The following is a 16,544-nucleotide window of genomic DNA, read 5'->3' on the forward strand; positions in this document are numbered from 1 at the left end:
TTTTAAAGCACTGAATAGAATGAAAAAACTCAGCGTAAGCGTACTCCTTTTAGCAATAGGATTTTTATCGGCACAGGAAAAAGAACAGCAGATAGAAGATGTCGTAATTGTAGGAAACCGAAATGCAAAACGCACAAAACTGGAAACACCGGTTCCGGTAGACATCATCAACATCGAAAAAATACAGCAGTCTTCACCGCAAATTACCGTTCAGGATTTACTGAATTATGTTATCCCGTCTTTCAACTCAGTCCGGCAGTCGGCTTCAGACGGTACAGAACATATCGATCCTGTTACTTTGAGAGGAATGGGACCTGATCAGGTTCTGGTTCTCGTTAACGGAAAAAGAAGACATACTACTTCTTTAGTTAATTATCAGAATACAGTCGGAAACGGCTCTGTAGGAACAGACTTAAGCACCATTCCGGTAATCGCCATCGACAGAATTGAAGTTCTGAGAGATGGTGCAGCAGCACAATACGGCTCCGATGCCATTGCAGGAGTTATTAATATTATCCTCAAAAAGAATCTTGGCGGAACAGCCAGCCTTAATTACGGAATTTCCGGAAGAAATGATGGCGAAACCTATCAGGCAGCAGCCAACTACGGAACTTCTTTAGGGAAAAAAGACGGCTATATCAGTTTATCCCTGCAATTAAACCAACGAGGAAAAACAACAAGAACGCAGAATCATAATCTTGATATTTACGGTGATAATTTCGCGTATGATTTTGCTCCGGATTTTAATGCTGCAAAAGCGCTGGACGATCAGAAAATTCTTGCCAATGGTTTAACCCGGGATGATTTTAATTTCCAGATCGGTGATGCAAAAATAAAGCAGGCGCAGTTATTTTTTAATTCCGAATATCCTTTGAACGATCAGTTTAAAATATATTCCTTCGGAGGCTTCAGTATTAAAGAAGGGCAGGGTTACGGTTTCAGAAGATTGCCGAGTGAAACTTCAAACAATGTTTATTCTATTTATCCGAACGGTTTTCAGCCGGCTTTAGGCTCGAAAATCTATGACATTTCTTATGCAGTCGGAGCAAAATATAATAAAGACGACTGGTTTTTTGACCTTAGCAATACATTCGGAAGCAATACATTCAATTATGATGTAAGCAACACCGTTAATGCATCTTTAGGAGCCAAGTCACCAACAGATTTTTATGCGGGAGCACACAGTTTTCTTCAGAATACAATTAATCTTGATGTTTCAAAAAACATCAGGAACTTCAATATCGCATTCGGTGGAGAATTCAGGTTTGAGCAGTACGACATTAAAGCAGGAGATCAGGCTTCCTATATGAGATATGATATTTTCGGAAATCCTGTGACGGCAACTACCAATCCGGATAATATCTCCGGAGCAGGAGGAGCGCAGTCGTTTATTGGATTTTCACCACAAAACGCACTTTCAAAATCCAGACATTCAACTGCGGTTTATGCCGATGTTTCTTATGATCTGGATAAAAAATTAAATGTAGACCTTGCCGGAAGATTCGAAAACTATTCAGATTTTGGAAGTACACTGAACGGAAAATTGGCGGTAAGGTACGAATTTGTAAAAAATTATGCAGTTCGTGCTGCGGTGGGAACAGGCTTTAGAGCGCCATCTCTTCAGCAGCAGTATTTTAACAATTCTTATGCAGATATTTCCACCACAGGAAATTCAATTGTTACCAAAGGAATTTTTAATAACGACAGCGAAGCAGCAAAAGCACTTGGCTTCGACAAATTAAAACAGGAAACTTCGGTGAACGGAAGCGTTGGATTTACTTTAAAGCCGGTAAATAAACTTTCTATTACGGTTGACGGATATTTAATTAAAGTGAAAGACCGAATCGTGATTACAAGTAATATTACAGATGACCGATTGGCGGTTTATGGTGTGGAAAGCGGAAGATTTTTTGCCAATGCCGTTGATACGGAAACCAAAGGAGTAGATCTGGTAGTTGCCTACGACTGGAAAATAGGAGGAGGCAATTTAAATATCAATCTTGCCGGAAATTATACCGAAACAAAAATTACAGATTTCCATTTCCCTGCTAATCTTCAGACACCGCAGAATGAATTTTTCGGACCGGATCAGATCAATATCATCGAAAGTTTATCACCCAAAACCAAAGCTTCTTTAGGATTGAATTACGGAGTTGGAAAATTTAATTTTCTGGTGAGAAATACTTACTTCGGGAAAGTGATCCGCGACGGATATCCGTTTGGAGGAGTTCAGGAATTTAATCCCAAAGTAGTAACCGATGTGAGTGTAGGATATGATTTCACAAAAAATATTAACTTAACCGTCGGAGCCAATAATGTGTTTGATGTCTTTCCGGATCTTCAGATTTATGAAAATTCGTATTTTGGGGTTTTCAAATATGCTCCGGTGCAGATGGGAACACTCGGAAATTACTTCTTCGGAAGGCTTAATTTTACATTTTAATTAATGAATTCAACTTCACACCAGATCGGCTGGAAAACCGCAGTGGCAATTGTTGTTTCGAATATGATCGGAACCGGAATTTTTACAACACTCGGTTTTCAGCTTACCGACATTACGAATACCTACAGCATATTCCTCCTTTGGTTCATTGGAGGAATTCTTGCTTTGTTCGGAGCCTTTTGCTATGCCGAATTAGGTTCTCATTTCAAAGGAAACGGCGGAGATTTTATTTATCTGAAAGAAACCTATCACCCGCTTTTAGGCTATCTCGTGAGCTGGATTTCCCTCATCATCGGGTTTTCCTCTCCCGTTGCATTGGCAGCTTTGGCGATGTCGAAATATCTTTCTGCTTTCGATGTTTCTTTTGGAAACAGCTTTGCCATCGGAATCATCTTTCTGGTTTCCGTTTTTTTGTCATTCAGCTTACAGGCTTCAAGCAGATTTCATAATTTTTTTACATTGATAAAAATTGCGTTCATCATTGTTCTCATTATCATTGGAATCGGAATTTCAGACTCAGAAACAATTGGGAACAGCCTGAAATTAGATGATTCATGGCAAAAGGAAATCATGCTTCCGGCTTTTGCAACGTCTTTGGTTTTTGTAACGTATTCTTACACCGGCTGGAATTCTGCTTCCTACATTGCGGGAGAAATAAAAGATGTTCAGAAAAACCTACCAAAATCACTCATTGTAGGAACTGTTTTCGTAACCGTTTGTTATCTCTTGGTTAATTTTATCATGCTGAAGCATGCTCCGGTAGATCAGTTGGCGGGAAAAGAAGATGTAATGGGAGAAGCTGCCAATAATATGCTGGGAAATACTTTTGGTAAAATAGTTAATATTTTTATTGCTTTACAGTTAGTCGCCACCATCAGCGGTTATTTGTGGGTAGGTTCCCGTTTGACACAGGCTTTTGCAAAAGAAAACAGACTCTGGAAGTCTCTATCGGTCGGAAATAAAAAGGGAATTCCTGTCCGTGCGATTTTTGCCCATGCCGTGATTGCAACGTTGATTATTTTAACGGGAAGTTTTAAGGAGATCTTTGTTTATACCGCCTTTATTCTGCAGTTATTTGCCAGTCTGGCAATTTCTACGGCGTATTTCATTAAAAAAGAAGACCGAAAGATATTCAAATCCAATCTGTTTTACGTATTTCCGACAGTTTTTTTGTTATTCAGCATTTACATTTTGTATTTCACGCTGATTCATAATCCTAAAGAAAGCATCATCGGATTAGGAATTGTTGCGGTGGGAATTGTTTTGTATATAATTGATAATAAATTATCACGCTAATTTAAATTAATCATAAAACAATCAAAAATTGTTTTTAACCCACAGCTCGCAAGGATAATGGAACCAGCATTGAAAAAGACTCCGTTCGCAAGGGCGTTTCACTCAGCTAATGGTAGCAGAATTATATTTTTGAAATCATTTGAGGCACTTTAATTTCAAGAAGTTATTACGTAAGAAATCATTTATACATTTTTATCATTCGCTGAGTGAAACGCCTTTGCGACCGAAATCAACATCATCATTTTAAAAGAAAAATCCTGCGGACATTGCGTTAAAAGAATTGAATCATTAAGAATATTATTTGAACTTTTAAATTTTGGTGTTAAATCATTACAATTACATGTTGTTTTTAACGCAGGGTTCGCAAGGATAATGGAACCAACTTTGAAAAAAATTGTTCGCAAGGGCGTTTCACTCAGCCAATGATAGCAGAATTATATTTTTGATATCGTTTGGAGACGCCTTAATTTCACCAAGCTATTACGTAAGAAATCATTTACACATTTTTATCACTTGCTGAGTGAAACGCCTTTGCGACCGAAAAGTAATTGCTATCATTTAAAAGAAAATCCTTGTGAACATTGCGCTTAAAAAGCAACAAATTCAAAAACTCTTGCAAACATTGAGTTAAAAAAAGATTCTTCAATACGCATACGCTTCATTCAGGATGACAAACTATTAGTTTTAAAATTGAATTAATAATCCGTATCTTTGCACCCACAAAATTTTCATAATGTCTAAATCATTAATTCCAAAATTAGAAGCTATAAAACAGAGATATAATGAGGTGGCAGACCTTATTATACAGCCTGATGTTATTTCAGACCAAAAAAGATATTCTTCTTTGAACAAAGAATATAGCGATTTGGGGAAAATTGTAAAAGTTTACGATCAATATAAAGGAGCGTTGGATACGATTGAAGAGTCCGACGAAATTATTGCCGACGGATCTGATAAAGATTTCGTGGAACTGGCAAAAATCGAAAAAAATGAAGCACTGGAAAAAATTCCGGGACTGGAAGAAGAATTAAAAGTTTTATTAATTCCTAAAGATCCTGCTGATGACAAAAACGTTATCGTGGAACTTCGTGCCGGAACTGGAGGTGATGAAGCAGCCATCTTCGTGGAAGACATTTACAGAATGTATTCCATGTACTTCAAGACGAAAGGATGGAGACATGAGGTTACAGATTCCAACGAAGCGGCGAAAGGGTATAAAGAACTCATCATGAAAGTGGAAGGTGAAGGCGTGTACGGAATCATGAAATTCGAATCCGGAGTTCACCGTGTACAGCGTGTTCCTGAAACAGAATCTCAGGGAAGAGTTCACACTTCTGCCATTACCATTGCAGTTCTTCCGGAAGCTGAAGAAGTGGATGTGGAAATTAATCCGGCAGATATCGAAATGCAGACTTCGCGTTCCGGTGGAGCAGGAGGGCAGAACGTTAACAAGGTGGAAACTAAAGTTCAGCTTACGCACAAACCTTCAGGATTGGTGGTGGTTTGTCAGCAGGCTCGTTCGCAGTTAGCCAACCGTGAATTGGCGATGGAAATGCTTCGTGCAAAATTGTACGACATCAAATTGCAGGAAGTTCAGGGAGATATTGCGGCACAGAGAAAGACAATGGTTTCTACGGGAGACCGTTCTGCAAAGATCAAAACATACAATTATCCTCAGGGAAGAGTTACCGATCACAGAATCAACAAATCCATGTATAACTTAGATGCATACATGAACGGAGATATTTCTGAGATGATCGATGCCGTTATCATGGCAGAAAATGCCGAAAAAATGAAAGGCGAAGAAGAAAGTTTATAAAATCTTTACCATAAAATCTTTTGTAAGTCTCCGGAGTATTTCGGAGACTTTTATTTTGAGCTTAATTCATTGTTTAAATTATGTGATGTTTAAATGTTTTTAAATCAATTGATTATGTTGTTTTGTAAATGCTTGTTTAAAAATAATTTAGGAAAAAAAAGTTTTCATAGTATAATTAATGTACTTTTACATCAACTCTTGATCGTTCAGGTGTTTTTATACACTAAAATTGAAAAATGTAACGTACTTATGAAAAAACTTCATATTGCCTTTCTGGCAATACTTCTCTTTTGCTTTCAAAGCTTAAAATCCCAAAATATTCTAAAGCCTGAAAGTGTTTTTAATCTTTACTTTAATTCTTTCGTTAAATATGATGATGAATCTGTAAAAGAACTCAACAGTTATCTTATTAATTTTCTGGGAAAAGAAAGTACCCACAAAATGAAACTTAAAGACACCTACAACGAAAAGATTGATGATTATACCCAACTTTTTCTTTCCGGTCTTTCTGTAAATGTGGCATCTGCGTGCTCCGTTGAAGTTAAAAATTATTTCAGCGCTTTAATGCAGAATTTTGCCGAGGCGAAATACAGGATAAAAGAAATTAAAACCGTAAATGATGAAAGATTTAAAGGAAACGGATTCTCTGAAGTTACATACGAAGCAAGTTTTAAAGTGCCTTCTCATAATCTGATGCTTAATATGGGAGATATTAAAAAAATAGGTGCAGGAGAAATGAAGAAATACCTTATTGATGTTACCAATCAGTTAAAAAAAGCAGACAAAATCGTTTCCACAGAACAGAAATTCAACCTTTATCAGATTAAGGTTGATGACGCCATTTACTACTGGAACGGAGGTCCACAGGAATTAAACTGGAAGCTAAATGAATTTTATCTGAGAAATTTCAATTAAAAATTAAGGCTGTTTTAGGACAGCTTTTTTTATTTAAAACAGATTCCTTATTTTTGGCAAAATAGCTTAATATGAAAATCACACCCATTTTATTAACAGCCGGAGTTCTTTTTTCGGCAACATTTTATTCACAAAAAATGAATTATCCAAAAGCAGTTAAAGGAACACAAACCGATACCTATTTCGGAACTGCCGTTGCAGATCCGTACCGGGATTTGGAGAATGATTCTGAAGCCACCAGAAAGTGGGTAGATGATGAGGTAAAACACAGTCAGGATTATCTTTCGAAAATTCCTTTCAGAGACGAAATCAAGAACCAGTTGAGAGACATCTGGAATTATGAAAAGATTTCGGCACCTTTCAAAGAAGGAGAATATACCTATTATTATAAAAATGATGGATTGCAGGCGCAGTCGGTTTTATACAGAACCCACAACAAAACAAAAGCAATCGAAGTTTTTCTGGATCCGAATAAATTTTCAGAAAAAGGAACCACTTCACTTTCACAGCTTTCTTTCAACAAAAAAGGAAATTTGGCTGCGTATTCTATTTCGGAAGGAGGAAGCGACTGGAACAAAATCATCATCATCGATGCTGTTACAAAAAAACAGATTGATGAAACCCTTGTTGATGTAAAATTCAGCGGAATTTCATGGCAGGGTGATGAAGGTTTCTATTATTCAAGCTATGACAAACCAAAAGAAGGAACCGTACTTTCCGGAATGACAGACAAGCACAAAGTGTATTTTCATAAACTGGGAACCAAACAATCCGATGATCAGTTGATTTTTGGCGGAGAAAAAACACCGAGAAGATATTTAGGAGCGGGAGTTTCCGAAGATCAAAGATATCTGATTATTTCTGCAGCCAACGCAACCAACGGAAATGAACTGTATATAAAGGATCTGAAGAACGGCGGCGATTTTGTTCAGATTAATAAAGGTTTTGATATCAATGTGAGCATTGTTGATACGCAGGGTGATGATCTGTATATTTTTACGGATAAAGATGCTCCGAATATGCGTCTGGTAAAAACTTCCATCAAAAATCCGGCTCCCGAAACATGGAAAGATGTTATTCCTCAGACCGAAAATGTTTTAGGAATTACAACAGGAGGAGGATATTTCTTCGCAACTTACATGATTGATGCCATTGATCAGGTAAAACAATATGACAGAACCGGAAAACTGATTCGTGAAATTTCCCTTCCCGGAAAAGGAAATGTTTCCGGATTCGGAGGCAAGGAAACAGAGAAAGAACTGTACTTTTCTTTTACGAATTACATCACTCCCGGAACAACGTATAAATTTAACGCAGATTCAGGGAAATCTGAAGTGTATCAGAAGCCAAAAGTGAAATTCAATCCCGAAGATTATGTTTCTGAACAGGTTTTCTACACTTCAAAAGACGGAACTAAAATTCCGATGATGATTAATTATAAGAAAGGAACAAAACTTAACGGTAAAAATCCTACGATACTTTATTCTTACGGAGGATTCAACATCAGTTTACAGCCTGCGTTTTCTGTTGTAAATGCGATCTGGATGGAAAATGGCGGAATCTATGCCGTTCCGAACATTCGTGGTGGCGGAGAATACGGTAAAAAATGGCATGATGCAGGAACGAAGATGCAGAAAAAAAATGTTTTTGAAGATTTCATCGCAGCAGGAGAATATTTACAGAGCAAAGGCTATACTTCCAAACAGTTTATGGCACTTTCAGGAAGATCAAACGGCGGTTTGCTGGTAGGAGCTACGATGACGATGCGTCCGGATTTAGCCAAAGTTGCCTTTCCGGGAGTGGGAGTTTTGGATATGTTGAGATATAATAAATTTACCGCAGGAGCAGGCTGGTCTTACGATTACGGAACTGCGGAAGACAACAAAGAAATGTTTGACTATTTAAAATCTTATTCTCCGGTTCATAATGTAAAAGCAGGAACGTGTTATCCTTCAACCATGATTATCACCAGTGATCACGACGACAGAGTAGTTCCGGCGCATTCTTTTAAATTTGGTGCAGAATTACAGGAAAAACAGGCTTGTAACAACCCGATTTTACTAAGAATTGAGAAAAACGCAGGTCACGGAGCCGGAAGATCTACAGAACAGGTAATCGGAGAAAATGCAGATCTGATTTCTTTTGCCTTGTATGAAATGGGGATTAAAAACCTGAAAAAATAATCAAAATGTTAAAAATGGCTGATATATTAAATGTTAGCCATTTTTTTTGTAATTTTCCATTCAAGTTATATTTGTTTAGAATATTTAAAAATATTAATTGGCTATTATGAAAAAAAGAATTTTACTGGTTTGTGCTTTAGCGGGTATTGCTACCTCTGCTTATGCACAAAGATGGGAGCCATCTTCTCAGAAAGTTTCTGAAATTAGAAAAGAAGTTGAAGTGAAGTATGCTTACAAAGTAGACTTACCAACACTTAGAAACCTTTTGAAAGATGCTGTTGAGACAGGAAATGGAGCAAAACCTGTTATTATTTCTTTACCGACTGTAGAGGGTAAAGTTGAAAAGTTTGCGGTATATAGCAATCCTGTTATGGAAAAATCTATGGCAGATACCTACGGGCTTGGATCTTACGTAGGTGTAGGAGTGGATGATCCTTCAAAATATCTTAGATTTAGTACATCGCCTACTGAAATCCAGACAATGATTATTAAAGATGGTGTATTTCAGTTTATAGAACCTATTACTAAGGATAAAAAAACATACGGCGTTTTTTATAAATCCAAGAGAACACAGAGCGACCAAGGGTTTGAATGTGGTACAGAAGAAAAAAATATCAAGGATATTAAATCTCTTTTAGAAAACGGAAAAAAAAATCTTTCTAGTGTAGGAATTACAAACAGACCTTCTATTACAAAATACAGAACGTATCGTTTGGCGCTTTCTACAACGGGAGAATATACAAAACTGTTTGACCCTTCAGGAGGAATTACAAATACAGTAACCCAAATGAATGCAACAATGACCCGTGTGAATGGTGTTTTCGAAAAAGAATTTGGTATAAAATTACTTGTCCAGAATTTACCGGGAATTATTTATACAGATCCAACGACAGATCCTTATACCGGTAATTTAAATTTAAATTTACAGCAAACCCTAACTTCCCAAGTTGGGAATGCAAATTATGACATCGGTCACGTTTTCAATGCGGCAGGAGGAAATGGGAATGCAGGCTGTATAGGATGTATTTGTACAAATCCTGCAACAAGCACTACTTTAGCAAAAGGATCAGCATTTACTCAGAATACAAATCCTGTAGGAGATACGTTTGATATCGACTATGTTGCACACGAAATGGGACATCAGCTTGGAGGAAACCATACGTTTTCTAATATTACAGAAGGAACGGCTGTAAATGTTGAACCCGGAGGAGGAACAACTATTATGGCATATGCGGGAATTACCCCAGATAACGTTCAATTGAATTCTGATGCGTATTTTCACTATTCATCAATTGATCAGATTCTAACAAATCTTGATAGCAAAAGTGCTTGTGGTACGGAACAGACGATCACTACAAACACCGCTCCGGTTATTGCACCTCTTACAGCTTACACCATTCCTAAAGGAACAGCTTATTATTTGGAAGCTTCAGCTACTGATGCACAGAATGATGTGTTTAAATACAATTGGGAGCAGTATGATACTGTAGGAACAACCAATTCTATTTCCGGAGACAGCGGATGGGGATTCAATCCGGTGGGAGCATTAACAAGATCATACTTTGGAACAACCAGCGGAAGAAGATATTTCCCTAAATTATCTACTGTAATGGCAGGTAATTTAATTAATAAAACTGATTGGGAAACAGTATCTTATATTCCCCGAGTTTTAAAATACGCAGTTACTGTAAGAGACGAAAACCCGGTAAGACCAATGGTTTCTTCTTCAGAAACAACAGTTACAGTGGGTAACGACGGGCCATTTAAATTTAATGGAATTACTGATGCTACAGTACTTTACAACAACGCTTCAAATACAATCTTATGGGATGCGGTAAATACAAATGCTGCACCATATAATGTATCAAATGTAAAGATTGATTATACAACGGATAATGGAACTACATGGACAGATTTGGTTGCATCAACACCAAATACTGGAAGTTATATAGGGCAAATGCCTGCTAGTTTAACTGGTGCTGTTAAATTAAGAATTTCTGCAATTGGAAATGTATTTTATGCGGTTTCTCCACAAATTACAGTGGCGGCTGCGCCGACTTCTACTACGAATGCGCCTACAGGTTTGAAAACAAGAGATCTGGACGTACTGAGAACATCAGCTATTGTAGGATGGAATGCAGTACCCGGAGCAACATATTCAGTAAACTACAGAAAAGTAGGCGATACAACCTGGATGACAGCTTCAAGCAGTGTTAATTCAATTTCTTTAACGGGCCTTGAAGATGAAACCAGCTATGAAGTAAGAGTTTCTGCTGTGGTAAATAATGTTCCCGGAACTTTATCAGGAGTTTATACTTTCAAAACAAAAGGTCTTAGAACAGGATATGATTATTGTGTACTGAACAGTCCGCTTCCTTACTTTGGAGCAATAGGGCGTGTTCAGTTGTCAAATGTTAATTATGTGGATGCTACTTTCAGATCTTATAAAGATATTACTGAGGTTCCTGCCAATGTAATTAATCTTGTGAAAGGAACAGCATATTCTGTAGCAGTATATGGTTTGTCTACTTCAGATTATGTTAGTAATCCGATGGGACTTAATGTTTGGATCGATTATAACAGAAATGGTGTATTCGAAGCTTCAGAAAAAGTTCTTTCAAACAGTGGTACGCCTAATGCTTCCGGTGTAAGAGCGGTTTCTGTTAGCTTTACAGTTCCTACAACTGCTTATTCAGGAGATAAAACGACTTTAATGAGAGTTGCGGGTAATTTTAATACGCCTCTTACTTCAGCTTGTGGTTCTGTAAGTCCTGCAGGAGGAACAATGGACTTCAGAGTGAAGATTACCGATACAGTTCTTGCTACGGACGAGGTTAAAAATAATGCAGAATCCGATATCTCTATATATCCGAATCCGGCAGAAGACTTTGTTGGGGTGAAGAATATCAAAGGTAAAGCAGATTATAAAATCTACAGTGCCGATGGAAGACTGGTGCTTCAGGGAGATCTTAGCAATCAGATTATTAATGTATCCAGTTTAGTAAAAGGGGTATATGTAATTGCGATTAAAAATGGGGAGAAATCTTACAGTACTAAGTTAATCAAGAAGTAATATTCTTAACATAGATTCAAAATAATCCGGATAAACTTTATCCGGATTATTTTTTTATCTGACATTCCCGAAAATGTAAAAAAGTGTATTAAATAATATAGAATCTAATGAAAACCATACTTCTGTATATCTCAATATGGTTTACAGATATAAAAATATAACTTACAGGCGCTAAAATACTTCTTTCAGTTGCAAGAATGTAATTTACAGTAGGAAGAATATAACTTACAGGCGCAAGAATATAACTTACAGGTGCTAAAATATTACTTTCAGTTGCAAGAATGTAATGTACAGTTGGAAGAATATAATGTACAGATATGAAAACCGCCATTGCAGAAGGGAAATGTTTTTCTCCTTCATTAAATTTCAGAAGAAGGTTTTAGCAGTTGTTTGTAGTTTGTACTTATTTCTTTAATTGATATTAAAAAATTACGATTAGTGAGTACATAAAAAGCAATTTTGCAGTTTTGCAGTTTCGCTTTTTTTATTTAAAAAATATTCCCTCAAAAATGTGTAATTTTAGCCATCTATTAAATCTGAAATTATGAGAAGGGCAGTTCAGAATAAAACTCCTCAATTCACTATTACCGAAAAGAAAACAGAGGTCTATCCTTTTGAGAAAGACGGCTTACAGTTAAAATCTTCTTATACGGCAGAAGACGTTAAAAATCAGGAATTAACGCAGACTTCTCCGGGAATTGCACCTTATTTAAGAGGTCCGTATTCTACAATGTATGTTCAGAAACCATGGACGATCCGTCAGTATGCGGGTTTTTCCACGGCAGAAGAATCCAATGCTTTTTACAGAAGAAATCTGGCGGCGGGACAAAAAGGTCTTTCCGTTGCCTTCGATCTGGCGACACACAGAGGATATGATTCCGATCACGCGAGAGTTGTGGGCGATGTTGGAAAAGCGGGAGTAGCGATTGATTCTGTGGAGGATATGAAGATTTTATTCAATGAAATCCCTTTGGATCAGATTTCAGTTTCCATGACGATGAACGGAGCCGTTCTGCCGATTCTTTCCTTCTATATTGTGGCGGCAGAAGAACAGGGCGTTTCTCAGGATTTGCTTTCAGGAACCATCCAGAATGATATTTTGAAGGAATTCATGGTGAGAAATACCTACATTTATCCGCCTGCACCTTCCATGAAGATCATAGCAGATATTTTCGAATATACTTCTCAGAATATTCCGAAGTTTAATTCCATCTCAATTTCCGGTTATCATATGCAGGAAGCCGGAGCCACTCCGGTTCTGGAAATGGCTTATACACTTGCAGATGGTTTAGAATACGTAAGAACAGGAATAAAAGCAGGAATGAATGTTGATGATTTTGCACCGAGACTCTCATTTTTTTGGGCAATCGGGATGAATCACTTCATGGAAATTGCAAAGATGAGGGCAGCAAGATATATTTGGGCAGAATTATTAAAGCAGTTTAACCCTCAGAATCCGAAATCTTTAGCTTTAAGAACCCACTCACAGACTTCAGGATGGTCTTTAACGGAACAGGAACCTTTCAATAATATTACCAGAACCGCGATTGAAGCATTATCTTCAGCGTTGGGCGGAACGCAGTCTCTTCATACCAATGCTTTGGACGAAGCGATTGCACTTCCTACAGATTATTCAGCAAAAATTGCAAGAAATACACAGATTATTCTTCAGCAGGAAAGCGGAATCTGCGATGTCGTAGATCCGATGGGCGGAAGCAATCTGGTTGAATCTTTAACGCAGCAAATGATTGAAGAAGCGATGAAATACATCGATGAGGTAGAGCAGGAAGGCGGAATGACAAAAGCCATTGAAGCTGGAATTCCAAAGATGAGAATTGAAGAAGCGGCAGCGAGAAAACAGGCAAAAATTGACAGTGGTGAAGAATTTATCATCGGGGTTAATTCTTTCAGATCAGAATTAAAGCAAGATGCTATTGAAATTTTAGACATCGATAACACGGAAGTCCGCAGAAAGCAGATCGAAAGATTAAATAAAATAAAGGCAGAAAGAAATTCTGAAGCGGTACATCAGATTTTAGATGAAATCCGTGAAAGTGCCAAATCAGGAAAAGGAAATCTTTTAGCCTTATGTATTGAAGCGGCGAGAAGGAGAGTAACGCTGGGAGAAATGAGCGATGCGATGGAAGAAAGCTTCGGAAGATACAAAGCCAACATCAGAACAATTTCAGGAGTTTATGCCATGAACGCAGGGAAAAACGAATATTTTGAAAAAGCCTTACACCTTACTCAGAAATTTGAGGAGGAAGAAGGGCGCCGTCCACGATTAATGGTTGCCAAAATGGGACAGGACGGTCACGACAGAGGAGCAAAAGTGGTAGCAACAGCATTTGCAGATATGGGATTTGATGTGGATGTGGCACCATTATTTCAGACTCCGGAAGAAGTGGCAAAACAGGCAGTAGAAAATGATATTCATATTTTAGGAGTTTCTTCTTTGGCGGCAGGTCATAAAACTCTGGTTCCGCAGGTGGTTGAAGAACTTAAAAAACTCGGAGCAGATGATATTACCATTGTTGTAGGAGGCGTAATTCCTCAGCAGGATTATGAATTTCTGTATGCAAACGGAGCCGATTTTATTTTTGGTCCGGGAACCAATCTTCCAAAGTGCGCAGTAGATATTCTGGATAAATTTTTAAATTAAATTAACCTTTTCACCAGATAAGTTGCACAGCTTTTGTACTGTATTCCATAATCAAAAAACAAAGTATTATGGCTTATACAGTAGTTTCCGTATTTCCTGTAACGGTAGATACAGAAGAAATTAAAAAAGATTTAAAAGAAAACGGCTTTGATGAAGCAAATATCATTATTTCCAGATCAAACCTTGAAAGCGGACTGTCAACCGACAATTATCAGGAAGATGAGCAGACCAAAGGATTTTTTGAATATACCTTTGCGCATGACAATGATATGCTTAATGCTTACAGAAAGCACAGCATCGGAAAAAATAATGTAATTGTTTATGCCGATAATCTCGAACAGGCGGTTTCCGCAAATTCAGTGCTGAATAAGAACGGAGCTTTGCAGGTATATAGAAAGCCTGCGGAAGAAAAAACAGATATTCCTGAAGGAATGACGGAAGAAGAGTATAACGGAATTATAGCAAAAGCAAGGCACAATATTTACTTCTTAGGATCAGAAAGAGTTTACCATTCCAATATCATCAAAGGAATGGACGATCCGATGGATGATCTGGGATCTAAAGATTAAATATAAAAATTAAAAAATAAGATAGGCTGCTTCACAAATGAGGCAGCCTATTTTGCTAAATATTATATGAAAAAAAACAATTAGGGTAGCAAAACTTTATCAATTGCATGGATAATTCCGTTGCTGCATTGTACGTCGGTTACAATAATATTAGAAACTCTGTTGTTGTTATCTGTAATTTTTGCACCGCCCGTTGTGGTAATCTTAAAACTTCCACCCTGGAAAGTTGGAACCATCATATTGTTTGTAAGATTATTAGATCCTACATTGGCTCCAGTAACGACGTGGTATTTCAAAGTATTTTCCAAAGTCGTTTTTGGAATCGCTGCAAGATTAGCCGCTCCAATTTCAGTAAGAAGAGAAGAGAAAGCACTGTTGGTAGGCGCAAAAACCGTAAACGGAGAATTGGCAGTTCCGCTTAAAATTCCAACAAAATTCGGCATATCACTTCTTGTAAGAGCAGAAACCAAAGACGTAAACTGAGGATTTGCCGTTGCATGAGTAACGATTGTTGGCAAACCGATTACCGCATCTACTTTATGAATTACTCCGTTGTTGGCATCAATATCTGTGGCAACAACATTCGATACCCCATTAATTTTTACACCGCCATTCGTATTGATAAACATACTGATTGGTCTTGTGGAAGAAGCAGATCCCATAGCAAGAGTAGAAACATAGCCGGTAGAAATTGCTGCAGCTTTTACTTCAGAATTCAGAACGTGATTCATCAGCAGAGTTTTCAGAGCATCTGTAGGAACGTCATTAAGACTTGCATATCCGTTTGCTTGTAAAAATGTTGCAAAAGCGGCATTTGTTGGGGCGAATAATGTAAACGTTCCGCTTTGGTTTAGAGTAGCAGAAAGACCTGCTTTGTCAATGGCAGCTTTTAAACTGCTTAAGTTACTGTCTGAAGAAACCAGTTCATAAGTTGTTTTCTCAGTCATCATGTTGTCATCATTGTCATCGCAGGAGATAATACTAAGCATAGCAACTCCTGAAAACAGTAGAGGTTTAATGAAATTTCTCATAATATTATTTGTTAAGATGTAAAATCTTATAGGCAAATATTATACCTTTTTATTTATTTTAGTAAAATAAATTTACTTTTTTATCAGTTTATCTTTTAGATCATAAAAAGAGATAGGTGAAAAAAGGAGTTTCGATTAAAAAAGAATTACAGATTTAATAAAAAAACTAAAAAATAATTTTGATATTCAGAAAAATGTATATATTTGCAATGTAAAATAAAGTTTAACCATTAAAAACAACGAAGCAATGTTCATATCCAATCAGCTTTCAACAGTAGGATTGCCTTTTGCAAAGGCGAGGCTTCGTGGTTTGGTACACTCTTAGAATAACAGTACAATGAAATATCAAAACCCGAAGTCGTAGAGATTTCGGGTTTTTTATTGCGCAATATTTCAAACTTAAAACAGTTTCCCCGAAAATCTTTTTTTAGAAATTAGGATTTCTTTCGAATTAGCAGATAATTTCTTATTTGAAGCTATTTCCAGCTTTCCGCTGTATCTTTTTAGTTACGACCTGCGCTTCGCTCCGGTCGCAACTAAAAAGGATGCCGCT

Annotated in this window: 10 protein-coding genes; 8 read left to right on the forward strand and 2 right to left on the reverse strand. The window is 37.3% G+C overall.

All coding sequences use genetic code 11. The features are described 5' to 3' along the window. Nucleotides 1–19 precede the first annotated feature (19 nt). The 6 genes from QWT87_RS07085 (at nt 20) to QWT87_RS07110 (ending at nt 11,729) form a co-directional block, all read left to right on the forward strand. Nucleotides 20–2,443, forward strand: a complete 2,424-nt coding sequence (locus tag QWT87_RS07085) for a TonB-dependent receptor plug domain-containing protein (protein WP_302715178.1) — start codon at nt 20–22, stop codon at nt 2,441–2,443. A 3-nt stretch (nt 2,444–2,446) separates the two neighbouring features. Continuing rightward, on the forward strand, nt 2,447–3,739 hold the full coding sequence (locus tag QWT87_RS07090; protein WP_302715180.1) for an APC family permease: 1,293 nt from the start codon (nt 2,447–2,449) through the stop codon (nt 3,737–3,739). A gap of 733 nt (nt 3,740–4,472) precedes the next feature. Continuing rightward, entirely contained in the window at nt 4,473–5,558 is a 1,086-nt protein-coding gene (gene prfA, locus QWT87_RS07095; RefSeq protein WP_087708166.1) for a peptide chain release factor 1, read from the forward strand. A 249-nt stretch (nt 5,559–5,807) separates the two neighbouring features. After that, nucleotides 5,808–6,473, forward strand: coding sequence for a hypothetical protein (locus QWT87_RS07100; RefSeq protein WP_302715183.1), 666 nt, complete (start codon nt 5,808–5,810; stop codon nt 6,471–6,473). A 137-nt stretch (nt 6,474–6,610) separates the two neighbouring features. Further along, nucleotides 6,611–8,656 (forward strand): prolyl oligopeptidase family serine peptidase, encoded by a 2,046-nt coding sequence (locus tag QWT87_RS07105; RefSeq protein ID WP_302715196.1) that lies wholly within the window; start codon nt 6,611–6,613, stop codon nt 8,654–8,656. Between the two features lie 106 nt (nt 8,657–8,762). Next, a complete protein-coding gene (locus tag QWT87_RS07110; RefSeq protein WP_302715185.1) occupies nt 8,763–11,729 on the forward strand; it encodes a reprolysin-like metallopeptidase in 2,967 nt (988 codons plus the stop codon). An 88-nt stretch (nt 11,730–11,817) separates the two neighbouring features. Here the strand turns inward: QWT87_RS07110 and QWT87_RS07115 are convergent, their stop codons facing one another. Further along, the gene (locus tag QWT87_RS07115; protein ID WP_302715188.1) at nt 11,818–12,060 is read right to left on the reverse strand and encodes a hypothetical protein; all 243 of its coding nucleotides are present in this window, start codon (nt 12,058–12,060) and stop codon (nt 11,818–11,820) included. A 213-nt stretch (nt 12,061–12,273) separates the two neighbouring features. On the opposite strand from QWT87_RS07115, the gene scpA reads away from it, so the two are divergent. Together scpA and QWT87_RS07125 are read left to right on the forward strand one after the other, a co-directional pair. After that, nucleotides 12,274–14,391 (forward strand): methylmalonyl-CoA mutase, encoded by a 2,118-nt coding sequence (gene scpA, locus QWT87_RS07120; RefSeq protein ID WP_116096647.1) that lies wholly within the window; start codon nt 12,274–12,276, stop codon nt 14,389–14,391. A gap of 68 nt (nt 14,392–14,459) precedes the next feature. Next, nucleotides 14,460–14,960 (forward strand): hypothetical protein, encoded by a 501-nt coding sequence (locus QWT87_RS07125; protein WP_302715192.1) that lies wholly within the window; start codon nt 14,460–14,462, stop codon nt 14,958–14,960. Between the two features lie 80 nt (nt 14,961–15,040). On the opposite strand, the gene QWT87_RS07130 is transcribed toward QWT87_RS07125, so the two are convergent. Continuing rightward, nucleotides 15,041–15,991 (reverse strand): fasciclin domain-containing protein, encoded by a 951-nt coding sequence (locus tag QWT87_RS07130; protein ID WP_116096649.1) that lies wholly within the window; start codon nt 15,989–15,991, stop codon nt 15,041–15,043. Nucleotides 15,992–16,544 lie beyond the last annotated feature (553 nt).

It is taken from the genome of Chryseobacterium urinae, assembly GCF_030518295.1.
Classification (GTDB): Bacteria; Bacteroidota; Bacteroidia; order Flavobacteriales; family Weeksellaceae; genus Chryseobacterium; species Chryseobacterium mucoviscidosis.